Annotated in this window: 25 protein-coding genes and 2 pseudogenes; 13 read left to right on the top strand and 14 right to left on the bottom strand. The window is 67.1% G+C overall.

What is annotated here, in order from left to right; genetic code table 11:
* Window positions 1-20: 20 nt before the first annotated feature.
* From ACPEH0_RS14040 to ACPEH0_RS14010, 7 genes are all read right to left on the bottom strand, one after another.
* Entirely contained in the window at window positions 21-1,397 is a 1,377-nt protein-coding gene (locus tag ACPEH0_RS14040) for a ParB/RepB/Spo0J family partition protein (protein WP_366214643.1), read from the bottom strand.
* Window positions 1,398-1,647: 250 nt separating this feature from the next.
* Complete coding sequence (locus ACPEH0_RS14035; RefSeq protein ID WP_366214645.1) at window positions 1,648-3,594, bottom strand: hypothetical protein; 1,947 nt, start codon at window positions 3,592-3,594, stop codon at window positions 1,648-1,650.
* 194 nt (window positions 3,595-3,788) lie between these two features.
* Window positions 3,789-4,031, bottom strand: coding sequence for a hypothetical protein (locus ACPEH0_RS14030; RefSeq protein WP_121061251.1), 243 nt, complete (start codon window positions 4,029-4,031; stop codon window positions 3,789-3,791).
* A gap of 59 nt (window positions 4,032-4,090) precedes the next feature.
* Entirely contained in the window at window positions 4,091-4,522 is a 432-nt protein-coding gene (locus ACPEH0_RS14025; protein WP_121061248.1) for a helix-turn-helix domain-containing protein, read from the bottom strand.
* An 80-nt stretch (window positions 4,523-4,602) separates the two neighbouring features.
* Window positions 4,603-5,406, bottom strand: a complete 804-nt coding sequence (locus ACPEH0_RS14020; RefSeq protein WP_366214646.1) for an FHA domain-containing protein — start codon at window positions 5,404-5,406, stop codon at window positions 4,603-4,605.
* The gene (locus ACPEH0_RS14015; RefSeq protein WP_366214647.1) at window positions 5,406-6,518 is read right to left on the bottom strand and encodes a M23 family metallopeptidase; all 1,113 of its coding nucleotides are present in this window, start codon (window positions 6,516-6,518) and stop codon (window positions 5,406-5,408) included. Before ACPEH0_RS14015 ends, ACPEH0_RS14020 begins: the two co-directional genes overlap by 1 nt.
* A 1-nt stretch (window position 6,519) precedes the next feature.
* A complete protein-coding gene (locus ACPEH0_RS14010) occupies window positions 6,520-7,047 on the bottom strand; it encodes a hypothetical protein (RefSeq protein ID WP_366214648.1) in 528 nt (175 codons plus the stop codon).
* Window positions 7,048-7,215: 168 nt separating this feature from the next.
* Here ACPEH0_RS14010 and ACPEH0_RS14005 point away from each other — a divergent pair, with 168 nt between their 5' ends.
* The 8 genes from ACPEH0_RS14005 to ACPEH0_RS13970 are packed head-to-tail and all read left to right on the top strand — an operon-like array spanning window position 7,216 to window position 15,834.
* Window positions 7,216-7,833, top strand: coding sequence for a DUF6668 family protein (locus tag ACPEH0_RS14005; RefSeq protein ID WP_366214649.1), 618 nt, complete (start codon window positions 7,216-7,218; stop codon window positions 7,831-7,833).
* Between the two features lie 10 nt (window positions 7,834-7,843).
* Window positions 7,844-8,134 carry a hypothetical protein gene (locus ACPEH0_RS14000; RefSeq protein WP_359921075.1) on the top strand — a complete coding sequence of 97 codons (291 nt, stop codon included), beginning with the start codon at window positions 7,844-7,846 and terminating at the stop codon, window positions 8,132-8,134.
* A 21-nt stretch (window positions 8,135-8,155) separates the two neighbouring features.
* Complete coding sequence (locus ACPEH0_RS13995) at window positions 8,156-8,872, top strand: hypothetical protein (protein WP_366214650.1); 717 nt, start codon at window positions 8,156-8,158, stop codon at window positions 8,870-8,872.
* Between the two features lie 3 nt (window positions 8,873-8,875).
* Entirely contained in the window at window positions 8,876-10,489 is a 1,614-nt protein-coding gene (locus ACPEH0_RS13990; RefSeq protein WP_366214651.1) for a hypothetical protein, read from the top strand.
* A 15-nt stretch (window positions 10,490-10,504) separates the two neighbouring features.
* A complete protein-coding gene (locus tag ACPEH0_RS13985; RefSeq protein ID WP_423719490.1) occupies window positions 10,505-12,019 on the top strand; it encodes an SCO6880 family protein in 1,515 nt (504 codons plus the stop codon).
* On the top strand, window positions 12,019-13,665 hold the full coding sequence (locus ACPEH0_RS13980) for an ATP/GTP-binding protein (protein ID WP_366214652.1): 1,647 nt from the start codon (window positions 12,019-12,021) through the stop codon (window positions 13,663-13,665). Before ACPEH0_RS13985 ends, ACPEH0_RS13980 begins: the two co-directional genes overlap by 1 nt.
* Entirely contained in the window at window positions 13,662-15,437 is a 1,776-nt protein-coding gene (locus tag ACPEH0_RS13975; RefSeq protein WP_366214653.1) for a type IV secretory system conjugative DNA transfer family protein, read from the top strand. Before ACPEH0_RS13980 ends, ACPEH0_RS13975 begins: the two co-directional genes overlap by 4 nt.
* On the top strand, window positions 15,430-15,834 hold the full coding sequence (locus ACPEH0_RS13970) for a DUF4913 domain-containing protein (protein ID WP_253035151.1): 405 nt from the start codon (window positions 15,430-15,432) through the stop codon (window positions 15,832-15,834). The genes ACPEH0_RS13975 and ACPEH0_RS13970 overlap by 8 nt, the downstream gene beginning before the upstream one ends.
* A 196-nt stretch (window positions 15,835-16,030) precedes the next feature.
* Here ACPEH0_RS13970 and ACPEH0_RS13965 read toward each other — a convergent pair whose 3' ends face one another.
* On the bottom strand, window positions 16,031-16,375 hold the full coding sequence (locus tag ACPEH0_RS13965) for a hypothetical protein (RefSeq protein WP_366214654.1): 345 nt from the start codon (window positions 16,373-16,375) through the stop codon (window positions 16,031-16,033).
* 280 nt (window positions 16,376-16,655) lie between these two features.
* On the opposite strand from ACPEH0_RS13965, the gene ACPEH0_RS13960 reads away from it, so the two are divergent.
* Both ACPEH0_RS13960 and ACPEH0_RS13955 read left to right on the top strand, forming a co-directional pair.
* Complete coding sequence (locus ACPEH0_RS13960) at window positions 16,656-16,988, top strand: ATP-dependent DNA ligase (protein ID WP_366214655.1); 333 nt, start codon at window positions 16,656-16,658, stop codon at window positions 16,986-16,988.
* Window positions 16,985-17,356, top strand: a complete 372-nt coding sequence (locus tag ACPEH0_RS13955) for a hypothetical protein (RefSeq protein ID WP_366214656.1) — start codon at window positions 16,985-16,987, stop codon at window positions 17,354-17,356. Before ACPEH0_RS13960 ends, ACPEH0_RS13955 begins: the two co-directional genes overlap by 4 nt.
* A 53-nt stretch (window positions 17,357-17,409) precedes the next feature.
* Here the strand turns inward: ACPEH0_RS13955 and ACPEH0_RS13950 are convergent, their stop codons facing one another.
* The 3 genes from ACPEH0_RS13950 to ACPEH0_RS13940 form a co-directional block, all read right to left on the bottom strand.
* On the bottom strand, window positions 17,410-17,775 hold the full coding sequence (locus ACPEH0_RS13950; RefSeq protein ID WP_253035147.1) for a hypothetical protein: 366 nt from the start codon (window positions 17,773-17,775) through the stop codon (window positions 17,410-17,412).
* Between the two features lie 96 nt (window positions 17,776-17,871).
* On the bottom strand, window positions 17,872-18,189 hold the full coding sequence (locus tag ACPEH0_RS13945) for a hypothetical protein (RefSeq protein ID WP_366214657.1): 318 nt from the start codon (window positions 18,187-18,189) through the stop codon (window positions 17,872-17,874).
* A 54-nt stretch (window positions 18,190-18,243) separates the two neighbouring features.
* On the bottom strand, window positions 18,244-18,408 hold the full coding sequence (locus tag ACPEH0_RS13940; protein ID WP_366214658.1) for a hypothetical protein: 165 nt from the start codon (window positions 18,406-18,408) through the stop codon (window positions 18,244-18,246).
* A 334-nt stretch (window positions 18,409-18,742) separates the two neighbouring features.
* On the opposite strand from ACPEH0_RS13940, the gene ACPEH0_RS13935 reads away from it, so the two are divergent.
* Window positions 18,743-19,444 (top strand): TetR/AcrR family transcriptional regulator C-terminal domain-containing protein, encoded by a 702-nt coding sequence (locus ACPEH0_RS13935; protein WP_311286362.1) that lies wholly within the window; start codon window positions 18,743-18,745, stop codon window positions 19,442-19,444.
* 17 nt (window positions 19,445-19,461) lie between these two features.
* On the opposite strand, the gene ACPEH0_RS13930 is transcribed toward ACPEH0_RS13935, so the two are convergent.
* Window positions 19,462-19,671, bottom strand: a complete 210-nt coding sequence (locus tag ACPEH0_RS13930) for a hypothetical protein (protein ID WP_253035143.1) — start codon at window positions 19,669-19,671, stop codon at window positions 19,462-19,464.
* Window positions 19,672-20,449: 778 nt separating this feature from the next.
* On the opposite strand from ACPEH0_RS13930, the pseudogene ACPEH0_RS13925 reads away from it, so the two are divergent.
* Window positions 20,450-20,626: pseudogene (locus ACPEH0_RS13925) on the top strand (transposase); the annotation flags it as partial.
* Window positions 20,627-20,677: 51 nt separating this feature from the next.
* Here the strand turns inward: ACPEH0_RS13925 and ACPEH0_RS13920 are convergent.
* Both ACPEH0_RS13920 and ACPEH0_RS13915 read right to left on the bottom strand, forming a co-directional pair.
* Window positions 20,678-21,409 (bottom strand): ABC transporter ATP-binding protein, encoded by a 732-nt coding sequence (locus ACPEH0_RS13920; protein ID WP_366214659.1) that lies wholly within the window; start codon window positions 21,407-21,409, stop codon window positions 20,678-20,680.
* A complete protein-coding gene (locus ACPEH0_RS13915; protein WP_366214660.1) occupies window positions 21,406-22,473 on the bottom strand; it encodes an ABC transporter permease in 1,068 nt (355 codons plus the stop codon). Before ACPEH0_RS13915 ends, ACPEH0_RS13920 begins: the two co-directional genes overlap by 4 nt.
* Before the next feature lie 161 nt (window positions 22,474-22,634).
* Between ACPEH0_RS13915 and ACPEH0_RS13910 the strand changes: the two are divergent.
* Window positions 22,635-23,099, top strand: a pseudogene (locus ACPEH0_RS13910) (sensor histidine kinase); the annotation flags it as partial.

Raw genomic sequence — 23,099 nt, 5'->3', positions numbered from 1 at the left:
CTGTGCGGCCCCCGCGCGCTTCAGTCCTGGGTGTCGGTCTCGGTTGCGTCTGAGGGATCGCGGGTAACGATCTGCTCGACGTCGCTGAGCCCGTATCCCCATGCGGCGAGTTGGGTGAAGTAGTCCCGGTCGGTGTGGGACGGTGAGCGCCAAGTCTGCTTGCTGGTGATGCTCTCGACGGCTCCGAGGATGATCGCGAGGGCGACGTGGGTGGCCTTCGCGTGGTTCTGCTCGACGAGGGTGGCGAGTTTGTCGGCCTCGAAGTAGCCGGAGGGCTCCAATCCGAGGAGTTCGTGTGCGAGCCGGTTCCCGTCGCGGGTCGCGGTGCTGACGGCGTTCCGGTGGATGGTGAGTCCTCGGGCGATCACCGCGGCGGTGTCTTTAGGGAGCGTCTTTCGTGCGAGGAACGTGGTCAGCCATTCGCGGCGCACGACCTCGGCGGATGCCCATGCCTTGTTGTTGGCGATCAGGGTCCTGCGTTCGGCTTTCTGCTCGTCGGTCATGGGGCCGCTGTTGGCTCCTGCGCCGCTGTCCTTGCGGAATCCGGCGCTCTTGTAGTCGCGGAGGTAGTACGTCGTGGACGGCTCGCCGCGGTAGTTGACGCGGACGGATGCGAACCGCTCTTCAAGGTTCTCGATGTGCTCGACGGTGACGCGGTCGCCGTCGAGGGTGACGAGGTCGCGGATCGCGGTGTATTCGGTGTCGTAGTAGCCGGGTTCCTGGGGGAGTACGGTGTAGCCGCGTTCGGTCAGGTCGGCCTCGGCGGTGGCCTTGATCTGTGCGCGTTCCCGCTCGTCGCGGGCGCGCTGTACGGCGTGCTCGAACTGGCTGGGGTTGGTGGTGGCGACCTCAATCAGGGTGGCGCGAGCGTCGGCGTCGTCGTCGAACTCGATGAGTACGGCGGCCTGGTCGAGGGTGAGCGGGTGCTCGGTGATCGCCGCTGTCGCGACGGGGTTCTCCGCGACGGTGAGAGCGGTCTTGACCTCTTTGGCCTTGGTGCCGGTGCGCTTGGCGATTGCGGTGACGCTCATGCCCTCGAATGCGAGTTGCTGGAACGCGGCGGCTCGGTCGCCTTCGGTGAGTGCTTCGCGCTGGTCGTTCTCGACCATCTGCTGAATGATCCGCTCGGCGGTGGCTTCTGCGGCCTCGACGACGTAGACGGGGATCGTGCTCAGTCCTGCCTCCCGGGCAGCGAGGGTGCGCCGCTGACCGGCGCGGACCAGGACGTTGCCGTGGTCGTCGCGTCGGGCGAGGACGGGCGTGAGGACGCCGTTCTCCCGGATGCTCTGCACGAAGGTTGCGGTGATGGGTGCGCTCGGGCGCACGTTGGCCTCGATGATGAGGCTCTGCGGGTCGATGTGCTCGACGGTCCCGGTGTGGGCGGTGGTCTCAGCCATGATCTTCTCTCTCCCGATCAACTGTTTTGTTCGCCTGTCTGGCAAGAGGATCGTTTGAGAGCGGAGCGGCGAGAGTGCGGGGTCGTGGAATACCGGACTGAGCACAGCGAGGGAGGATATGCCGCGAAAGCCCCGCACGGCAGCCGTGGGAGCGAACTACGATTCGGCGGCCAGGCAGACGGACAACGAGAGAACCGGCCGCGGAGCGGCTCGACCGTTCGGAGCGCAGCTCCGGGCGCCTCGGTGAGGGTCAGGCCGCGTCGAGCGTGGCCGCGGGGGAGAGGATGCCGGCTCGCACGAGCTGGAGGGCCTGTTTGTGGTCGCCTCGACCGTCAGGGCCTCGTGGGTACCGTGCGTAGTCGGGACGATCGTTCTGCGCGAACAGTGCGACGCCGGTCGTGGCTCGACGCCCTCGGCGCTTCTTGTTCGGTTTCCTCATCCACGTGAGCTCGGCGTTCCACCATTCCCATCGGGCTCGCTCGTTGCCGTAGGCAGCGCGTCGCTGCTCGAGGTAGCCGGCGACGTCGAGGGCGTCGGCGGCCTGGTCGAGGGAATCGTGATCGCCTCGAATCCATCCGGCCGGTCCGCGGTGGGCCAGTCCGTGCGAGGAAAGGCGGTCGAGAGCTTTCCTGATCCGCTGGGCGTCGAGGCCGGTGGTCGTGCGGAGCTCGTCGACGGTGGCGATCGCGTCAGGGTGCAGTGCGGCGTAGATGATCCCTGCGGTGCGGCCGAGGCTGCGGGGTGCAGCGAAGGTGTCGTGGCGGAGGGGGCGCAGTCGGTTGTGGAGGTGGCTCAGCCAGTGGGCGCGTGTCGGGGTGGGAGGGTGGCCGGCGGGGCGTGCAGGCACTTGTGTCCGGTCGTGAGGGTGGTTCTCTGTGGAGAACTTCTGGGAGAGGCGGTAGCGCTGTCCGTGGGGTCCTTCGGGATCTCCGACGCGGACGATCCACGCTGACTCAGGGTCGTCGGTGACGGGCTGGGAGAGCCGCTGCAGGGCGGTGTGCACGGTGGTGCGTCCGTAGCCGGTGTCGGCGGAGAGGCGCCGGACGTCGGTCTCGACGGTCAGCTGCGCGGACTGCGCGATGTAGAGGCAGAGGGCGTCGAGGACGGCGCGGGTGCTGTGCGTCCCGGTGTGGCGTCGTGCCGCCGATGAGGCGCGGTCCGCGCCCCAAAGCCCCGGCATGGCGTCTGCGCGCTCCTGGGCGCGTTCTACGGCCGCGACGGCACGGTTGGAGCGGGCGAGGTAGTCGGCGTCGTCGCCGGCACCGTTGAGGGGGTGTGAGGCGACGTAGCGGACGGCGTTGTTCCATGCGTTCGTGAGCGTGCGGGCGCGGCCTGTCGCGGTGCGTGGCGTGCGTTCCTGGCCTCGCTTGGTTCGCATGGTGCGGACGTGCTCGAACGCGGGGGAGTCGACCAGCTCGAGGACGTCGGCGTACCGCCAGCGGGAGTGCGCGCAGCCGGCGAGGACGGATGCCAGTGTGTAGGACGCATCCGCCGCCGGGGTCTCGTCGATGAGTGCGGCCACTCGCGGGCTGAGGGCGCGCTTGGGGCCCGCGATGTAGGGGTGGCCGTCCTGGTCGACGGCCATGCCGTGCAGGGCTGCGAGCTCCACGGTGGGAAGTTCGGCGCCGGCGTCGACGAGGAATGCGGCGAGGTCGGTGACCGCTTCGGGCGGGACGGGCTGCGTGGTGAACGGTGCGAGCGGCCCGAGGGCCACGGATACACCGCCGAGGCGGTGGGGGGCTCCGGGCGGCCGCACGCATCCTGTGGCGGGGTTGAGCAGGGGAGTGGGGTCGAGGGAGGGGAGCAGCTGTGTGGCGAGCAGGGCGAGGTCGCGGACGGCTGCGCCGTCGACGGCCGCTGCGAGGCCGATCCAGACGTGACGGCCGCCGGTGGGGCCGGATTCGCAGACGAGGTGCGGCACATTGAGTTCATCGAGCCAGAGGGAGAGTCTGCCGGCGTCGTAGGGCGCATTACCGCGGCTGCTGTCGAGGTCGAAGCAGAGGTACTTGTACGTGCGGCTGTCGGCCGACAGGTACATGGCCCAGGTGGTCCGTGGGGGCATCGCGTTCACGGACCAGTCGCGGCTGTAGTCGTTCAGGATCTCGCCGCTCGCGTCCTGCGCTGCTGCGCGCACGACGTCGCGCAGCGTGAGGGCGCGGGTGGTCGCCCACGCGGAGGCCCGATCGGGCTCCGACACGCGGGTGTGTGCGAGGGAAACGCTGGCGCCGAGGTGCGCGCTTGGTATAGTCAGTCCCAACTCCTTCTGGGAACGACGAAGCCTCCGGCTTCACCGGACTTGGAATGTGGAAGCTCTCGAGTCGTGAGTTTGGCGACCTGGACTCAGAGCAACGAATCCTTGAGGGGCCCGCCGGAAACGGCGGGCTCTTTCGTTTATGCGGCGGCGGAACTGGCCTCCCGGGGGATATCGAGTTCGGCCGCGCGATTGCGCGGGGGCTTGGGGGCGTACTGCGGCATGTTGAGCTGTTCGGCGGCGAGAAGAAGCAGGTAGTCGCCGTAGCTCAGCCCCTCCTTGTCGGCGTTCTCTTTGAGAATCGCGCCGAAGGTGACGGGAGGCTTCGCCAGGATCGCGTCGCGCTCGCCCTTGCTGGGGCGGCCAATGCCGTTGCGTGCCATGCCTCGAACGCTAACCGCGTTTGCGTTAACGAAATGTGAGGCGGGGCGGCGTGTCGGAGTCATTCGGCGTCCTCACCGCTGGGGCGCTGATTGCTCGTCTCGTCGAGGAGTTCGCGCAGGCGCCACTTGTGCACGATCCAGCGGTTTCCGACGAAGGAGCCGGGGATGTGCCCCTGCTCGAGCCAGATGTAGATGGTGCCTTTGTACTTGACGCGGAATAGCTGCATCAGGTCGCGGTAGCTGAGCTCGTCGGGGTAGTCCGCCAGGACGTCGACGGGCTCGCCGGCTGGGATGGGTCGGTTGCTCGTGGCCGCTAGCCATGCGCGGATCTCGGCCTTGAACATGACCCATGAATCAGCGATCCGGTGGCCGGGGATGATGCCGTCGCGCAGGCGTGCGCGCACGGCGGGAGCGCCAGTGCGGATGATCTTGGCGACGTCCGCAGTGGTGAGGGTGTCGGGGAACTGCGCCCAGTAGTCCTCTTCGCTCAACGGGGGGTGGTCCTCATAGTTGTTCCGATCGGGTTCGGAAGGTGGAGCTGTTGAGGGACCAGTATTCCAAGCGGCGACGCTCATGCGAGGTTTCCGTCCTCGACGCCTGAGAGCGTGATCGTCAGCCGGACGTCACCGAGAACGGCGACGTCGCCGCTCTGCAGCCGGTACGGCTTCCACGGCGTGAGCTCCACGGTCACGGCACCGGTGCGTTCGATGAGTGTGCCGTTCGCGGCTGCCTGGTCAGTCGCCCAGAGCGCGCCCTCGTCCCATTCGAGGCGCAGATGAGTGCGGGAGACCTGGCGGGTGCCGTCGTCGGTGGTGAGTAGGAGCTCGACGGCCTCACCGGGCTGAGGGGCAGGCCGCCGGCCGATGAGCGCCGTGGTCGTGAAGGCCCCGGACTCGCCCGTGCTGGCGTGGATGCGTGCGGTCGGGACGGCGGGGCGCTTGCGCTCCGAGAGTCGCGTGTAGGGGTCCGGCTCGTCGTATTCGTCCGGTGCCTTCGGCGCCGCCCACGCGGATGCCACCTGCTCCGCAGGCGGGGTCGGTGGCACCGGTCCTCGCGGGATCTGCTGCGTCGGTGTTGCCGCGGTGGTGGGCGCCTTCCTGGGGCGCGCGCGGCGGGCGGCGGCGTGTGGATCTTCAATGACGTTGCCGGTCGGTTCGACGGCGACGTTCCACTCGCCGTCGGGGTCGACGATCTTCATGCGGACGGGTCGGCGCAGCTCGACGGCGATTGTCGTCGCATAGCTGATGACCGCCTGTCGGGTGTTGGTGAACTCCGCGGAGGGGAAGTCGTCGTGACGACCGGCGACGTTTGCGTGGGCGCTTCCGTCAGCGGCGACGGTGACGTGGATGACGGGGTAGTGCGGGACTGCGGTCATCACTGCCTCTCACACGATGAGGGCGGGCAAAGCTCCATGCCGAACAGCTCGTAGAACTCTTCAGGGTGGACGAAGCCGGCGTAGCGGGCAGGCGACCCGAGCGAAACGGCGTCGGGCAGGGAGAGCACTGCTTGGTCGGTGCTGCCGATCTGGTTGATACGGAAGTCGAGGTGGCATCCGCTGGATGGTCCCTCGTTGCCGACGAGGGCGATCGGCTGCCCTGCGGTGACGGTGTCCCCGACGTCGACGGAGACCTGATCCATCCTCATGTGGAGGTACGACACGCTCCATCCCTCGGGCGCTTTGACTGTGAGTTGGTATCCGGCTTTGTAGGTGACGGTGCCGGCGCTGATGGAGTAGATCTGGTCGCCGCAGGGGTTGGGCCAGTGCTGCAGGTCGACGGCGGCGTGCCAGGAAGGTGCGCCGGGGACGTTGATGCTGCGAGGGCCGAAGCCGGAGGTCATGTTGTAGCCCTTGGAGAGGGGGAACTGGATGGCTCCGGTGCCTGTGCATCCCCCGCCTCCGGCGAGGGCGGTGACGACCTGGTTGGCAGGGTCGAAGAACTTCTCGTAGTGGAACGGGTCGGCGTTGCGCTGCACTTTGTGCGCGGCGATGCTCGGCTCGAGTGACGTCCAGTTGTCGACGGCGGCGAGCCGGGTGAGGAACTGGGTGGCGGCGTAGGTGGGGTCCATCACCTGCTCTTTGGTTCCCCAGTTGCCGATGCACCACTGCTGCTGGAACAGCCCGAGGGAGCACGTGGGTGTCCCGTCCGGGTTGGTGACGCCGTTGACGTCGTCACCGAAGTCGATGTTGCGCAGCGAGCTCTCACCCATTGCGGTCATCACGGCGATCACCTGAGCCTGCCGATCCAGGCCGAGCGGAACGGCGGCGTTCATGATGAGCGCGGCGTTCTGCAGCTGCTCCCCGGAGTAGCCGGCGACGGGTTCCTCGGGCACGTTGTCGGGGTCGGCGGTGCCGACACCGCCGCTGCAGGCGGCGGACGCGCTACCGCCGGTCATGAACAGCAGGACGAGAGCGAAGATGCTCACCACGACGATGATCGGCGTGCCGATGATCAGCGCGCCGGTGAGGTTCTTCGTCCCTTGTGCCATGTCAGCCGTCTGCTGGTCGGATCCGGTCTGCCAGCCACGCCGATTCGGCGTTCGGGCGGCTGAGGCTCACGTTGTAGTTGCCCGCGTCGGTTGGCAGCTGGACGATCAGCGCGACCTCCGTGGAGGCGGGGAGGATGATGCCCGGTCCTGTGACTTTCCGGACGGGAATGCGAGAGGGGTCGGTGTCCTCATATGCGGCTGCGCCGGTCTGGGTGAGGTACGGGTACAGACCGTTGATCCACTCCTGGTAGGGGAGTTCGGGTTGTGCGTAGGCGGTCAGAGCGGCCGTGGCCGCGTCGACTGCGGCGGCCTGGCTGTCGCTCTCAGCCTCTGGGACGGGCGCGACGGTAGCGCCCGTGTCACTCGGTGGGGTGGGATTGACGGGATTGGTGCTCGTGGGGGTGGGAGCCGTCGACTGCGTCGGCTCCGGCTGTGGAGGGTTGCTTACGCAACCGGTCACGGCCAGCGCAGCGACAAGAGACAGTGCGGCGCCAAGCGCCCGCTGCGTGCTCCGAGGGGTGACAGTCACGCGCCCAGCGTACCGTTTGCGCAGGCTGTAACAAATGTTTATCGACGGTTCTACGATCTTCTGGGTAGGATTACGTCATTGAATATTCGCCGCCAGTGTGGACAGTGCGCCATGCGGGACGGAGTTCGACAAGAGGATAGATGAAGCCCTGACGAGAGCGGAGCGAGCATGACGAACGAGAACCGGTGGATCACGGGGCCCGATCGGGCCGCTGATCCCGAGCCGGAAACTCCCGCAACTCCCACGCGCCGCACGGCAAGGACCGGCCCCGCCGCACCGCAGGCCGGCGTCCCCGTTCCTGACACGGCGGACAGGCTGCCGCGTTGGTCTCAGGCATGGCCCGCGAAGGTGTGGTGGCTCGGCGTCCACGGTGGAGCCGGCGAGTCGACTCTGGCCGCGCTCGCGCAGGACACTCGGGCTGCTCAACACGGGTGGCCGATCGCAGACCCGCCCAACATCGCAACGAACGTCGTCCTCGTCGCCCGCTCCAACTACCAAGGCCTGACGGCCGCGCAGCGTGCCGCGACCGAATGGGCATCCGGCGCACTGGGCAAATCGGTGACTCTTGCCGGCCTGGTGCTCATCGCGGATGCCCCCGGCCGGCTCCCCAAGCCTCTGCGCGACCTGCAGCAGGTCGTCGGCGGTGGCCTGCCCCGCGTATGGACGCTGCCGTGGGTCGACGCCTGGCGGCTCGGCCCTGCGGGCCCTTCGACCCCTCTACCCAAGGCATTCCGCGAGCTGTTCGCGGAACTGCATTTGAACCCGAGCAGCCCTGCTCACAACTGAAAGGACCACCATGTCGCTCTCGCAGCTCGGACACGACGTCGTCTACTACGCGCTCGCACTCCCGGACCCGGAACCCGTTGCGCCTCCTGGATTCGAGGCCGTAGGCACGATCCTCGGGTGGGCAAAGTGGGTGGGTCTGATCGCCGCGGTTCTCGCGCTGATCTTCGTGGCCGTCCTCTTCATGTTCAACTCCCGCCGCGGTGAAGGCGGCGAGCACATCAAGACGTTCGTATCGATCCTGATCGGCGTCATGATCATCGGCGCCGCAACCGCGCTCGTCGGCTTCATCTCCGGCGCATAACCACCCTCGGGGGAGACTCAAGTGAGCACGGACACTCCTAGCCCGTTCCGCAGCCGCGGCTTCATAGTCGCGGCTGCCGTGGTGGGTCTGATCGCGGTGATAGCGGTGGTCGCTCTCATCACCGGCCTGTTGAACGGCAATGACGACGCGGCACCGCCCACGCCCACCTCTACGCCCACAGAGTCGACAACGCCGGTGGCGGACGACGACCCCAGCGTCTGCGGCCTCACCGCGGTCGAGGATTCGAGCTCTCTGACCGCGGCGCCCACGAACACGTGGGAGCTCGTGGGCACGATGGCCGCCCCGACAGAAGCCGAGGTCGGCCCTGGTGCCGTTGACGACGGCCTCCGCTCGTGCTTCGCCCGCACAGCGGAAGGGGCACTGTTCGCGGCCGTCAACTTCGTCGCTACGGGGACGGACGCCAACCTCGGTCCGCGTCTCATCGACCTTGTCGCACCCGGACCGGGTCGCGACGCGCTTGAGGCTCAGGACTCGGCAGGCAGCTCGTCCAGCCTTCGCGCTCAGGTCGCTGGCTTCAAGGTGGCGGCCTACAGCGCCGACAGCGCCACTATCGACCTGGCCTTGAACTACTCGGACGGCTCGCTTGTCAGCGTGCCGCTCAAGCTGCAGTGGACGGAAGGCGATTGGAAGGTCGAAATGACCGCCTCGGGCGATCTTCCTCTCACCCCTGCGGGTCTGCAGAACCTCGGTGGATACATCCCCTGGTCGGGAGCCTGACCCATGGCTGCTCCGGCCGAATGCGAATGGTGGGATCTCGTCTGCAAGGGCGGCAACGCCGTAGGCGACGTCGTGTCGAAGGCGTCGAACGACGCGATTCAGGAACTCATGAATCGCACTCTCGAAGGTTTCGGTGCCGCGGTTGCGAGCATGGGCAGCATGTGGGTGCAGGTTCCCACTCCGGTGCTGACGGCCGGCGACGGCTCGACGACCGGGGGCGGCACGCCGCCGGGGAGCGAAGCGTTCGGCACGATCCTCAACTACGTCACGTACATCGGTCTGACGGTTGCCGTCCTCTCCCTCATCGCGCTCGGTGCGCTCGTCACGGTGCGCCTCCGTCGCGGTGAGGGCATTCGCAGTGTCGGAGCTCTGGGAGTCATCTTCTTCGCCGTGATGCTCATTTCGGGGGCTTCTGCGCTCGTGGGCGGCCTCCTGAGCTCTTCCGCGCCGGACGGCTCGTCGTCGGCGGTCGGGTTCCTGCAGAACTCGCTCTGGTTTTACGTCGGGGGGCTTGCCGTCCTCTCGGTCATCATCGGCGGCATCCGCATGGCATGGGAGCAACGAGCCAAGCCGGGTAAAGACGTGGTCCAATCGCTGCTTACGCTTTTAGCCGTCTCGGGTGGGGGCCTCGCATTCTTGACTCTGGCGGTAACGGCCGCCGACGCCTTCTCGGTCTGGGTGCTGAACAACGCCACAGATTGCGACGTCTCTGCCGGCGGGGCATCACAGTGTTTCGGGACCAACGTCGCGGCAATGCTCGCGCTCACCGCCTCTTCACCCATCGGCATCATCGGCGTCCTCGTTCTCGCAGCGATCGCGATGTTGATGGTGTTCGTGCAGGTAGCGCTCATGGTGGTTCGCGGTGGGCTGCTAGTCATCCTCGCCGGGATACTCCCTTTGGCTACAAGCTTCACCGTCACTCAGATGGGCCGTCAGTGGTTCGGTCGCGTTATCGGCTGGACGATCGCTTTCGTTCTCTACAAGCCCGCCGCGGCGCTCATCTATGCCGCGGCGTTCCAACTCGTCGGAACTGACGCCTTCCTAGACGACGGTGGAGGACTTTGGTCGATTCTGACCGGCATGGCCTTGATGCTCATGGCGCTCGTCGCTCTGCCGGCACTGCTGCGTTTCGTCGCTCCCATGACCAGCGCCGTCGCGGGCGGCGGGGGCGCCGGTATGGCACTGGCAGGCGCCGCTGGCGCGATCGGCGGCGATATTGCCACCGGCGCGATTCGTCGTCTGTCCAGCTCGTCTAACTCGTCCTCTGGTGGCGGCGGAGGTTCCCCCTCGAACGGTCCGGGATCTGCCCCCACCGGTTCGGGGAACGGCGCCGGACCTCGAGCGACACCAACGGCCGGATCGAACAGCGCTGCCAGTGGTGCCGCGCCGACCGGTGGGAAAGCCGCCGCAGGCGCCGCGTCAGGCGGGGGCGGCGCCGCCGCGGGTGGCGGTGCCGCTGCTGGTGGCGGTGGCGCTGCGGGCGCCGGCCCTGCTGGCGCTGCGGTCCTCGTGGCCGAGGCCGGTGTGAAGGCAGCGAAGGGTGCGGCAACAGCAACCAAGCGGGCTGCGCAATCCGCCGCCGACGATTCGACCAATGGCCCCTCAGGGGCGCAGTAAGCGAGGCGATCGGACATGACCATGACGAGCGAGACAGCATCCAACGCGCCGCGTAGCTACGGCAACTGGACGAAGCCGACCACCGCGGGGCTCCTCGGGCTGAGCGCGCTCGGCACGGGGATCCTCTTCACGGGCGCCGGTTTCGCCGTGGTCGTGACGATGGTCTCCAACATCGGCAACGGCGTCATCACAGGACTGATCTTCGGGCTGTTCCTGCTGACGGTGGCGGCGAAGGACAAGCACGGACGGAGCCTGCTGTCGCGGGCCGCAACAAGGGTGGGATGGATGTTCACGAAGTCGAAGGGCGCACACCTCTACCGCTCAGGCCCCCTTGGTCGAGCCGAATGGGGAACCGTGCAGCTGCCGGGCCTCGCGGCCGGATCGCGCCTCACTGAATGGCGCGACTCTTACAACCGGCCGTTCGCCCTCGTTCAAATCCCGTCGACGTCGCACTACACGGTCGTCATCGGCACGGAGCCTGACGGCGCCGCGCTCGTCGACCGTGAGCAGATCGACGCGTGGGTTGCCGAGTGGGGCATGTGGCTTGCCGGTCTCGGGAACGAGCCCGGCATCGAAGCCGTCTCGGTGACCATTGAGACGGCCCCGGACTCCGGCACGCGGCTACGACGCGAGGTTGCCAGCCGCATCGACGACGACGCGCCTGGGTTCGCGAAGCAGCTGCTCGAGAACCTGGTGGATCAGTACCCCGCGGGTTCCGCGACGATTCGCGCCTATGTGGCGCTCACCTTCAACGCGGCTTCTCGCGTAGGTGGGCGCAAGCGAAGCCCTGAGGATATGGGGCGCGAACTCGCATCCCGCCTGCCTGGCCTCACGCAGGGGCTGACAGCGACCGGCGCGGGCACGTCCCGCCCTCTCACGGCTCAGCAACTGTGCGAAGTGATCCGCGTGGCCTACGACCCCGCGGCGGCACGTCTCATCGACGAGGCGAACGCGGCCGGCGAACCGCCCGAGCTCTACTGGCCTGAGGTTGGCCCTACGGCGCATCAGGCGGGGTGGGACACCTACCGTCACGACTCCGCGCTGTCTGTGACCTGGATGATGAGCGGCGCCCCGCGCGGCAACGTGCCCTCGAGCATCCTGTCCCGCCTGCTCGCCCCGCACCGCGATATCGCACGGAAGCGGGTGACTCTGCTGTATCGGCCGATCGACCCGGCCAGGGCTGCGGCAATCGTCGAAGCGGACGTCCGCGCGTCCGCGTTCAACCTCTCCAGCTCCGACAAGCCCACGGCTCGGAATCTGACCAGTGCGCGTGCCGCTGTGGCGACGGCGGCTGAGGAGGCCGCAGGCGCGGGCCTCGTCCAGTTCGGGATGCTCGTCACGGCGACCGTGCTCGACGCCTCCCAAGAGGCGGACGCGAGGGCGGCGATCGACAACCTCTCCGCTACCGCGCGCCTCCGTCTGCGCCTGGTGCACGGCTCGCAGGACTCCGCTTTCGCGGCGGCGCTGCCCCTCGGTCTCGTCCTGCCGAAGCACCTGCAGGTACCCAACGAGGTTAGGGAGCAGCTGTAATGCCCGCACTCGATGACCAGCGCCGCCGCCGGCCTCAGAAGCGCAAGCCGCAAGAGCTCACTCCGACCGCGAAGAACGCGCGCACGGAGAAGGACAAGAAACCCGCGATCAAGCGTCCCGGCCCCCGTGGGTGGCTGGGACGTGGCCGCGGTGAGGTGAACGTCGTCGCCCCCGTCGACGAGTGGCGCGGGACGACCATTCAGGTGTGTGGCCTGCACCCGTTCTCGGTCGGCAGCGGCACACCGATGATCGGTGTCCCGATGGGATTGCAACTGTTCACGGGCGCGACGGTGTGCGCGGATCCCATTTCCTGGTTCCAGGACGCGGATCTCATCAACAACCCGTCGATGTTCGTCCTCGGGCTGCCGGGTCTCGGCAAGTCGACGTACACGCGCCGCACCGCGGCCGGTCTCGCGGGCCTGGGGACGCTGCCCCTGGTGCTCGGCGACTTGAAGCCGGACTACGTCGACATGATCCGCGCTCTAGGCGGGCAGGTCATCACCCTCGGCCGCGGTCGCGGGCACCTGAACATCCTCGACCCGGGCGAGGCATTCGAGGCTGCCGAACGGCTCCGCGAAGCGGGCAAGGAGAAGGAGCGCGCGCAGGTCCTCGCGGACGCTCACGGCCGCCGGCACACGATGGTGTCGGCGCTGCTGACGATTCTCCGCAAGGAACCGCCCACCGACCGTGAAGAGTCGATCATCGACCGCGCTCTCCGCGTGCTCGACGAGCACCACGACGGTGTCCCTGTTCTGGGCGATCTGCTGCGAGTCATCCAGGAGGCACCGCAGGAGGTCCGTGACGTCGCCCTCGATCGTGGTGACCTCGGCCGCTACAAGGCGATCACCGAGAACCTCGAGGCATCCCTGATCAGTCTCACCTCGGGCGGTCGCCTCGGTGAGACCTTCGCCCACGCCACCGACGTTCCGATGCTGCGTGACCGTCCTGTCGTCTACGACGTCTCGTCGATCGACGATTCGGACACCGATATGCAGGCGGCGATCCTGCTCGCCTGCTGGTCGGCGGGGTTCGGCACAGTGAACGTCGCGAACGCTCTCGCGGATGCTGGGCTCGAGCCGCGCCGGCACTACTTCGTCATCCTCGACGAGCTGTGGCGTGCCCTGCGGGCCGGGCGAGGCATGGTCGACCGTGTCGACGCGCTCACCCGCCTGAACCGTCAGCGCGGCGTGGGTCTCGCAATGATTTCGCACACCATGAGTGATCTTCTGGCCCTGCCTAGTGAGGACGACCGGATGAAGGCTCGCGGCTTCGTCGAGCGCTCCGGGATGGTCGTGTGCGGTGGGCTCCCGGTGGCTGAGATGCCGCAGCTGACGACAGCGGTACCGCTGTCTCACGCGGAGCAAGAGCTTCTGACGTCCTGGCAGGACCCCGGCACATGGGAGTCCGGCCCCGGATCGGAACCTCCCGGACGGGGGAAGTTCCTCATCAAGGTCGGCGGTCACCCCGGCATCCCGATCAAGGTAGAGCTCGTCGAGGCAGAGCGCTCGATCAACGACACCAACAAGCTCTGGCACGCGACGGCCGCGTTCCCCGAACCGGACGAGTCGAACCCGATGATCGGCCTCGACGACGCCGCCCACGCGGCGCAAGAGGTCCCCGATGACCTGGAAGAGGGCGCCGCGTGAGCGCGACCAACAAGCGCGGCCAGGGCGTCGACGGGTCGACGATCGCACTCCTGATCGCGGTGGTGACCGTCTTTCTGGTGCTCGGAGTCGTGTGGGGCGCCGTCGCGCTCGGCTCACAGCTCGACGGCGTCAACGAGGGCCAGACCTCGGACCCCTTCGAGGTGTTCTTCGGCGTGCTCCGAGGCAAGGTCGTCTGGCCGGCATCCGCCACCTGGATCGTGACGGTGCTCGGCGGCGCCGTTCTCGCTCTCGGCGCCCTCGTCGCTGTCGCGGCTGCTCGAGCACGGGGGCGCCGGTCGTCTGTCGACGCCGCCGCGACGCACATGGGCAAGGGCCGGCAGCTGCACTCCCTCTCCGCCTCAGGCGCCCGCCAGACCGCGCAGCGTCTCGGCGTCCGCGACTGGGTCGGTGTCCTCATCGGCATCACCGTCGCCGGCAGGCAACGCATCTACGCCACACCCGAGGACATGATCACGCTGATCGCCGGCCCACGAATCGGTAAGTCCACCGCATACGTCATCCCCGCGATCGCGGACGCTCCCGGTGCTGTGCTGACGACGTCGAACAAGCGCGATGTCCTGGACGCCACTCGCGAGCTCCGTGCCACCAAGGGGCAGGTGTGGGCCTTCGACCCGCAGAGCATCGCCCTCGAGGCTCCCACCTGGTGGTGGAACCCGCTCAGCTACGTGACCGACGACGTGAAGGCCGCGAAACTGGCAGCGCACTTCGCCTCGGGCTCACGCTCGGGCGACAGCCGCGGGGATGCGTACTTCGACAACGCCGGTCAGGATCTCCTGGCCGGCTTCCTGCTCGCCGCAGCGCTCGAGGGCATGCCGATCACGACCGCCTTCACCTGGACAACCACGCCCGGCGATGATGAGCCGGTCCGGATCCTCCGCCGACACGGGTACGAGCAAATGGCGGATGCCGTCTCCGGGCAGGTCAACGGCGAGTCCCGCCGTCGCGACAGTGTCTACGGCACCGCCGCCCAAATGGCGTCGTGCCTCAAGGTGCGCGCGATCGCGCAATGGGTGACCCCCCAGGGCGGTCTCGATTCGCGGCCGCAGTTCGACCCGCACGCGTTCGTGCGCTCCAACGACACCCTCTACAGCCTCTCCAAGGAGGGCCGCGGCACCGCCGGCCCGCTGGTAACCGCACTGACGGCCGCAACCGTCGAAGCGGCCGAGGAGTACGCAACCATGCAACCGGGCGGGCGCCTGCAGGTGCCGATGCTCGGTGTTCTCGACGAGGCTGCCAACGTGTGCCGCTGGCACGACCTCCCCGACCTTTACAGCCACTACGGATCCCGGGGAATCGTCCTGATGACGATTCTGCAGTCCTGGTCTCAGGGCGTGCAGGTGTGGGGGCGCGACGGGATGCGCAAGCTGTGGAGCGCCTCGAACGTCGCCGTCTACGGCGGCGGCGTGAAGGAACCGGAGTTCCTGAACGAGCTCTCGCAGATGATCGGTGACTACGACCGCCGCACGACCTCCACGAGTGTCGGCCGCGGCACCCGGTCTACCTCCCATGGGGTGCAACGCGAACGCACCCTCGACGTCGCGGATCTCGGCGCACTGCCGCGCGGCCGCGCGGTGGTGTTCGCCTCCGGCGCCCCCGCAACCCTCGTCGAGACGATCCCGTGGATGAACGGACCGCACGCGGCCGCGTTGCGCGCGTCGATCGCCGCGCACGATCCCTCGCACAGCACGCCCGCCACAGTCGCCCCTGCTCGAGCTGCCGTGATCGAAGAAAGCGAGCCGCGCGATGAGTGACCTGCTCGATGACTTCCGCGACGACGACGTCGACGAGCCGACACCTGAGCTGGTCTACGGCTCCGTCGACGATTTCGTGCGGGAGTACCTGCGCCACATGTACACGCGCCCTGTCGGTCCCGGAAACGCCCGCTACCGGTGGGCGGCGGACTGGTGGCGCTACCCGGAGGCGGTCGCCCGCCTCGAAAGTCTGTGGCGGTCCTGGGAGCACCTGCGGCTAGACCCGGCGACCGGCGCGAGCGTCTGGTGGCGTGACCACGCAGACCACCACATGCATCTGCTGCTCAGCCCCGACGGACCCTTCGCGAAGTCGAAGGACTCGTGCGAACCCGGTGAGCCACTGCCCTACACGATGCCTCCCGAGAATTGGTTTCCCGATGTGAGACTGACTTCGTGAGTGACCGATCGCTACTCCCCGGGCTGAGCGAGCGGTGGGGCCCCGCGGAACGTGGGCCTTCTGCGGGCGGCGCCTCGGCGCGCAGCCCGCAGAAGCAGGAGTGCTGGTGCGTCGGAGCACTATGGCGCAGCTTGGACGTGCACTGAGCGCAACGCCGATAATCAGCCTTATATCGCCGAGCACCCCACCAAGCTGATTAGTTGGAGTGCACGCCGGCGAGGTGTGCCGCTGATTTCGTTTCGATGAAGTCGCATAGTGCTGCGGACATCTCGAGTTCGGCTGCCATGGTGTCGACCTGCGCGCTGCTCATGACGGCTTCTTGTTCGCGGGGTTCGAAGTGTATGCGCCATCTGCGGTCGCCGACGGCGACCGGCTCGATGTAGACGCTGGTGGTGCCGCCACCGAGGGGGAAGACGATGAGTCCCGTGTCTCCTCCGAGGGTGCCGTCTTGGGGGATGACCCTGGCGAGACCGCCAAGCGCGTGGTCAGCGGTGAACTCAGTGAGCCAGGTTTCGAGGAGAGCGCGGCTACGGTACGGCATCGAAACGGCGGTCCTTTTCTTACAGACGAACAACTAAGCGTGAGAGTACCAATTCCAGTTCTCAGGTTGCCGCTCAGGTCGTGCGCCGAAGCCATGCGCAAGATCGGAGATCCGCATCGGGGCGGTCGCCGCCTACTTGACAGCTGTGCCTGCGGCAAGGCCCACAGCGTCGGCGGGGCTGGGCCCTACCGTCGTTGGTGGGCTGCAGCAGCTCGGGTGGTTCCGCCGATGACTTGGGCGGCGGAACCACCTTCCATGCCCGGTGAGTAGGCTCTGGGTCGTGGGTCGCTTCCAGTACCACGCGTCAGCGCGCGTCATCTTCACCGATGATGTGCTTGCTCACCTGCAGGCCGTGGTGGGGGTGAAGCTGCGGCGCGGAGAGGCATTCATGCTGACGTGGCGAAACGACGCTTCCCTGGGCGATGGGAAGACCAGCATCTGGGTGAACGCAGCCAGCACGCTCGTCTTCAAATTCAGAGCCAAGCAGCGACCGCCGGTAAACAGAGAGAGCGTAGAGCGCATGGTCCTTGAAGCGAGCCAGCCGGGCGGCCTTTACATTTCCAGGGACTTCACCACTGGCGCGGATTCCGGGGAGGCGGAGACCGGGCTGTGAGTGGGTTCCTGTCGCTGCTTCCTCGCCCTGTCAAGGCGCCTGATGCTTCGGAATCGGGTTCGTACGATGCCGCGATGAGCGAGCCGCACTCGATCATCCGCACGGTCATCACGATCAACGATGACCGATTCGAGCTCGCACAGGGGGAGACGGTGCACCGGTTGCTGGGTCGTGTCCGTGCCGCCGTGCTCTCCGGCGGAGACGTCGTCGAACTGGCCCTGTTGGGTGACCGTCTGATTCACGTCTCGATCACGGCCGCGTCGCGTGTGGTCGTCAGCGCAGAGCCTGTGCGACTCGACTCGGACTCTTCGCTTGCTTTCGACATCAGGTATGACGTCGACCCTGATCTCGGCCTTGGCTACATCTAAGCCGGCGCCAGGCGGACGCGCCGAGTGGTGAGGACGAGGCTCAGCGGTCGACGTCAGTCGGCCGCTGTTGCTGTCGCCTCCGCTGCCGGTTCGTAGTGCCCCAGCGATCGCTCCTGCAGAAAGGCGCACAGCTCGGCAGCGATCTGGAGTTCGTGCGTCAGCGCGTTGAGCTCGAAGCTGGTCAGCTCGATGGTGTCGTTGGATGGCTCGATGAACACGTGCCAGCTGAGCTCGTCGCCCGAGTCGCGAGGTTCGATCCACACCGCGTTGGGCGCATTCTCCAGCGGGATGAGCACCAACCCCGTGTCCTCGCCGTCGGAGCCATCTTGCACCGCGACCCGGATCTCGTCGCCAGCGGTCCGGGCTTCGACGAAGTCGGCAACCCAGCTCTCGAGGGTCTCTTTGCTGTGGAAGGCCATGCGCATGCTCCTTGAATGTGGCGGTCCGGAGTCGGTGTCGTCGTGCGGCGGAGGAGGGGTCTCGGTCACTGTTCGACCGACATCGACAACTCGCTGTCAGCGGTCGACGGGATTTTGGTCTTGTGAGGGCTCGGGGACCAGTTTCAGTCCTCCGGGCGAGTTTGCTGTCGACATCAGCTGCTTCAGCCACGCCTGGTTCAGCGGCTCGGACTGTCGGTTGTCGAACCGGATGTCCCAGCTGGTCGACGCGCTCACCCACTTGGCGACGCGACCGCTGCCCAGGCTCACGTCGATCGGCCACGTGAACACGAAGGGCTCGTGACGGCGGAGCTTGGTCACGATCACGGCTTCAAGGTGTGCGAGAACGCGGTCATCGAGTTTGATGACGTCCGTACCGATGGTCAACCGTCCCACGGCTGCTACTCCTTTCCGACGCCGGCGTGGGTCGAAACGACCGGCGAGAACTATTCAGGGGAGGGGCAGGGGTTCCGTGTGGGAGGACGACCGCTGCTCCAGGTATGCACAGAGTTCCGCCGCGGTGTCGAGTTCCGCGGTGAGCGCGCGGGAGCTGTCCTGCAAGACCACCTTGATGAGGTCGCCGTCGCCGCGGGGAGTGAGAATTCCGCGAGCCACCCTTGCAGTGTGGCGTGGCTGTGAAACGACGTTCCGGATGTGCTCGCCAGTCCGGAACCATCACGAGCGGGATCCGGAGCAGGTGCTGCCGACGCCGTCGACAGCGTCGCAGGGTTCCGGGCGTGATCGTTCAGAGAGGTGCCGTTCATCGTGGCGTCTTCCTGGAAGGGCAAAAGGGTTTCGAAATGGTGCGGAAGGGCTTTGCATCGTTTCGTTCTGGGCGTCGAGACGGCGCGGGGCTGGCACTAGCTTACGGTGTAAGCATGCGTATTGGCGTACCCGAATGTGACCATGAACCCAGGAATACGGGGGAGGATCGAGGTGGAGGCTTCACATGACCAAGCAGTCCGACACCACGTCCAACAAACTCACCCGCGAGGTGATCATCGACGCGGCCCTGGAGCTGGTTGATCAGTCCGGGCCGCAGGGATTGTCGATGCGCAGCCTCGGCCAACGACTAGGCGTTGAAGCGATGTCGCTGTACCGACACGTACACGGAAAAGAAGACCTCCTCGAAGGCGTCGTCGCCTCGCTCCTGGCAGACCTCGCCGCCACGATGGACGACGAGCTCGACCAGCACTGGCAGGCATTCCTTCAGAAGCTCGCGCACACGATCCGGGACATCGCCGTGGAACACCCCAAGGCATTCCCGCTGATCGCGACCCGCCATCCCGCCGCCCCGTGGCTTCGTCCACCGCTTCGCAGCGTGGAAGTCGTCAATACGTTCCTTCGTGCGCTCATCGCTCAAGGGTTCACGGACGCCCAGGCCGTCAGCGCGTACCGCGCCTTCACCAGCTTCCTCCTCGGCCAGCTGCTCCTAGAAACAACCATCCGCGGAGCACAGTTCGGCCCCGACGACGTCCCGCTCGACGAAGGCGGCGCATCTATCCCGAACCAGGACGGCCGCGCGACGCTCGACGACGTACCCGAGGTCCGGCGCCTCCGCTCACTGCTGAGCGAGGATCGCAGCAAGGAAGAGTTCGAAATCGCGCTCGAGCTTCTGCTGGACCGACTCGACGGGGAACTGTCTCAATAGCACCACCAGGCGAGTCGTCACCGGCGCAACCACTGCTCGTACCGAGCAGCAGCCCACCGGAACTTCGACAACGCGTGCCGCATCTCCATGTCGAGGGGAAGTGCGTCGATCGCAGCATCCACCGGCAGGCTGCGCTCGGCCAACAGTGACTCGAACGCGGTACGCGCCGTGCTCTTCTCGATGAGGAGAGCGGCGAACTCGATATCCGCCCACTTCGCGACAGACAACCCTCCGTTGCAGCCGGCACTGAGGACGCGGCGCCCGGTCAGGACGTATTCGCGGGCAACACCCGACTCATCTCCCCGTCGAGCGGCCCACCTGGAGAAAGTACCGGGCGTCCATGCCCGGATTCTGAGCAGCACGGCGGGCGACCCCGCAGCCCTAGCGTCGACGCGACCCTGGTCACTACGATGCGCCCCGACGGCGCCGCACAAGCTACCGGTGCCGCGGAAGAAGCACGAGGAGCACTGCGCATATCCCGGTCAACACCGCCCCGGGAAAGATGACGCCCCAGTTCCACTGCACGTCTTGAGGGCCATCGGGGCCGAAGATCCCGTACCAGGTGAAGAACAGGCCAAGGGTCAGCCCCCCGAGTAGCGCGACGGTCACAGAGATCGACCTGACCCTGTCCAGCACAAACCCCCTGCCCGCCTGTAGCGACGATCGTGTTGCCGAGTCGCTAGCCTCGGCAACGCTGCAGCCTACCCGCGTGGGCGCCCCCCACCTATGTCAATCCCCGTTCATGAGCAGCACGACGTGGCCCATGCTTACGCAGTAAGGCGGTCTCGCGCCGGCATCACACGGCGCACCATGGCTGGGGCTACTGCCCAGGAAAGAACTGTGTGGCGCCGGTCCGGGTGTGGGCCGGCGCCACCATGAACGGAGCCCACGCGATGACCTCACACGGACGAGCAGTGATCGTCCTGATCGCCGGGTTCGTAGCCGCAGCAGTCGGCATCTACTGCTGGATCGTTCCCGATGCTGTCAGCTGAGCAGAAGGTCCGCTACCGCGACAGGAACATCGTCGAACGATGCTTCAACCGCCTCAAGCAATGGCGGGGCATCGCGATGAGGTCGGACAAGACCGCCCGCTGCTACCGCGCCGCGATCGCTCTCGCCGCCACGCTGATCTGGATCAAATCAGACTTGACACACGGCCTAGGCCGATTGACAGCACGGTGAGTGCGAGCCAGTCGCGACGGGTGGGTGCCGGTGCGGCGACGTCTGCGGCGGTCATGACACCACAGCGCCGAGTGCAACGCCGCCGTCTTTCGTGGCGTGCGGCGGTCCGTCGACGATCCGACCGTCGATGATGGTGACCACGCCGTGCATTTGGGGCAGGTGCACGAGGTCGTGGGTGACGAGCAGCGTGGAGGTGTTCCGCTCTGCCGTGAGTCGCAAAATGAGCTCGATGATGGCGGCGCCGCGGTCTTGATCCAGGGCGCTCGTGGGCTCGTCGACCAGCAGAACGCTGGGCTTGTTCATCAGCGCCCGCGCGATGTTCACACGCTGGCGCTGCCCGCCGGAGAGTTGGTGCGGGCGCTTGCCGGTGTGAGCGGTGAGGCCCACCGCATCCAGAAGCTCGTCGGCGCGCTCTGCCACAACCCGACGGCGACGACGACTGTGTGGCGCGCCCAGCTCGTTCATCACGGTGAGCTGCTCGCGCGCGGTGAGCGAGGGGATCAGGTTCGGCTGCTGAAAGACGATGCCGATCTTGTCGCGCCGCAGCTCCGTCGCCTCGCCGCCATCGAGGCCTGTGGCATCGACGTTGTCGATGAGCACCTGGCCCGAATCGGGTCGGATCAATGTCGCCGCGACGGCGAGCAGGCTCGACTTGCCCGAACCGCTGGGCCCGGTGATGCCGGTGACGGTGCCGGGGTGCGCGGTGAGCGTGACATGGTCGACGGCAGTGACGCGGGTTTCGCCGTCGGGGAAGGTCAGGGTGATGTCGTTCAGGCGGATCATCGGTTGCTCCCGAGTGCGGTGAGGGGGTCGGCAGAGGTGACGGAGCGCAGGGCGAAGGCGGCTCCGGCGAGCCCCAGGGCGATCATGATCGCGCCGGGCAACACCGTCGTGATCGGGCTGAGCAGGAAAGGCAGAACTGTTCCCGCGAGCGCACCGAAGAGCGCTACGACACCGACACCGATACCGATTCCGAGGACGAGTACGACGAGGGCCTGCCCGAGCGCGTCGCGCACCAGCGAGGTAGTGCTGGCGCCGAGGGCCTTCAGTACGGCGATGTCGCCCTTGCGCTGGATGGTCCAGACGGTGAAGAACGCGCCGATTACGAGGCCCGAGATGCCGAACAGCATGGCGACCATCAGCAGCAACGATCCGATCTCGGACCTGAAGGCGCTCAGGGCGGTCAGCGAGCCGAGGTTTGTCTGCGAGACCGTCTGGTTCGCGGTGTCCGCAGCGGCCCAGTCGGGACTTCCGCTGATGGCCAGCACGGTGGCGTATGCGTCGGGGTTGCCCGTCGCCGCCGAGTAGGCCTGCCAGTCGTGCAGGCTCATGGTGACGACGGGTGTGTGGCTGTACCAGTCGTCACCGCCGATGCTCTCGACCGTGTAGGTGACGCCGGCGATCGTGACGTCGTCACCTACCTCCACGTCCAGGTCTTTCGCCGCGGGGGCAGACAACCCCAGGCGGCCGTTCTCGGTGGGAGCGTCAGTTGCGTAGCCCGATTCGACGCCGAAGACAGCGATGGCGATCCGCCTGTCGCCGGCCTCCGCGCGAGTCTGCGTGATCCCGATCGGCTGCACGTCGGTGACGCCGTCTGTGGATTCCCAGTCGGTGGCCTGCTGCTCGGTGACGGCCGAGTCGGCGAAGCTGACCGAGTCGCCGACAGTGGGCGCGGAGAAGACGATGCGGTCGCCGGGCATCTCCAGCACGGCGGAGATGTTCTGGGTGGCGAGCCCGCCGGTGAGTCCGCTGAGGAACCCGACGAGAATGGTGATGAGGGCAACCACGGAGCCGATCAGGATGAATCGGCCGCGGGCGAAACGCAGGTCGCGGAGCGCGACGAACATGTGAGGTCCTTTCTGCCGCTGATGCGGTGATACCTCCACTCTCGCCATTCGACTCCTTTCGATCATCGGCCGTCCGGACGGCCATTCCCGACCGAACGAGGGGTCCGGGAATCGTTCTTTCGGACGATGTGCGCGGCGGTGGCCCGCGTAGGATTCGGACCATGCAGCACACTGCGCTCACCCCCGTTTTTGTGGGTCTGCGCACGGGACTGCACGGGCTGTTCGTGGCGCTCACGGCGCTCGTGATCGTGCGCGCCGTTGTGGCGCCGACCGATTCCGAGATCGCTGTCATCTCTCTCGCCCTCGTGCTGTTGGGCACCTACGGGGCGGGCGGAGTCGCCGCAAGGGCAACGAGCCGACTGCGTGCGGCGGGCGTTGTGTGGCTCACGGCTCTCACGATCGAGTGGGTCGTGTTGCTGTGGCTCACCCCCGACGCTGCGTACCTCGTCTTCCCGCTGTTCTTCCTCTATCTGCACGTGGTCGGGAGCTGGTGGGGCACGATCGCGATCATCGTCTCGACGGCGATCGCGATCTGCGCCCTCGGCATCCACGGAGAATGGACCGTGGGCGGGATCGTCGGCCCGATCGTCGGCGCGGCGGTCGCGCTGCTCATTGGGCTCGGGTAC

The sequence above is a fragment of the Microbacterium sp. NPDC079356 genome, from assembly GCF_049545465.1.
Classification (GTDB): domain Bacteria; phylum Actinomycetota; class Actinomycetes; order Actinomycetales; family Microbacteriaceae; genus Microbacterium; species Microbacterium gawkjiense.
This window is presented reverse-complemented; position numbering and strand designations above follow the sequence as displayed.

What these genes read in the sequence shown, in the direction of transcription:
- ACPEH0_RS13985 (WP_423719490.1), top strand. Translation starts at nt 10,505, where the DNA reads ATGACCATGACGAGCGAGACAGCATCCAACGCGCCGCGTAGCTACGGC.
- ACPEH0_RS13915 (WP_366214660.1), bottom strand. Translation starts at nt 22,473, where the DNA reads ATGTTCGTCGCGCTCCGCGACCTGCGTTTCGCCCGCGGCCGATTCATC.
- ACPEH0_RS14040 (WP_366214643.1), bottom strand. Translation starts at nt 1,397, where the DNA reads ATGGCTGAGACCACCGCCCACACCGGGACCGTCGAGCACATCGACCCG.
- ACPEH0_RS13920 (WP_366214659.1), bottom strand. Translation starts at nt 21,409, where the DNA reads ATGATCCGCCTGAACGACATCACCCTGACCTTCCCCGACGGCGAAACC.
- ACPEH0_RS14000 (WP_359921075.1), top strand. Translation starts at nt 7,844, where the DNA reads ATGTCGCTCTCGCAGCTCGGACACGACGTCGTCTACTACGCGCTCGCA.
- ACPEH0_RS14030 (WP_121061251.1), bottom strand. Translation starts at nt 4,031, where the DNA reads ATGGCACGCAACGGCATTGGCCGCCCCAGCAAGGGCGAGCGCGACGCG.
- ACPEH0_RS13935 (WP_311286362.1), top strand. Translation starts at nt 18,743, where the DNA reads ATGACCAAGCAGTCCGACACCACGTCCAACAAACTCACCCGCGAGGTG.
- ACPEH0_RS13990 (WP_366214651.1), top strand. Translation starts at nt 8,876, where the DNA reads ATGGCTGCTCCGGCCGAATGCGAATGGTGGGATCTCGTCTGCAAGGGC.
- ACPEH0_RS13970 (WP_253035151.1), top strand. Translation starts at nt 15,430, where the DNA reads ATGAGTGACCTGCTCGATGACTTCCGCGACGACGACGTCGACGAGCCG.
- ACPEH0_RS14020 (WP_366214646.1), bottom strand. Translation starts at nt 5,406, where the DNA reads ATGACCGCAGTCCCGCACTACCCCGTCATCCACGTCACCGTCGCCGCT.
- ACPEH0_RS14015 (WP_366214647.1), bottom strand. Translation starts at nt 6,518, where the DNA reads ATGGCACAAGGGACGAAGAACCTCACCGGCGCGCTGATCATCGGCACG.
- ACPEH0_RS13950 (WP_253035147.1), bottom strand. Translation starts at nt 17,775, where the DNA reads ATGGCCTTCCACAGCAAAGAGACCCTCGAGAGCTGGGTTGCCGACTTC.
- ACPEH0_RS14005 (WP_366214649.1), top strand. Translation starts at nt 7,216, where the DNA reads ATGACGAACGAGAACCGGTGGATCACGGGGCCCGATCGGGCCGCTGAT.
- ACPEH0_RS13980 (WP_366214652.1), top strand. Translation starts at nt 12,019, where the DNA reads ATGCCCGCACTCGATGACCAGCGCCGCCGCCGGCCTCAGAAGCGCAAG.
- ACPEH0_RS13965 (WP_366214654.1), bottom strand. Translation starts at nt 16,375, where the DNA reads ATGCCGTACCGTAGCCGCGCTCTCCTCGAAACCTGGCTCACTGAGTTC.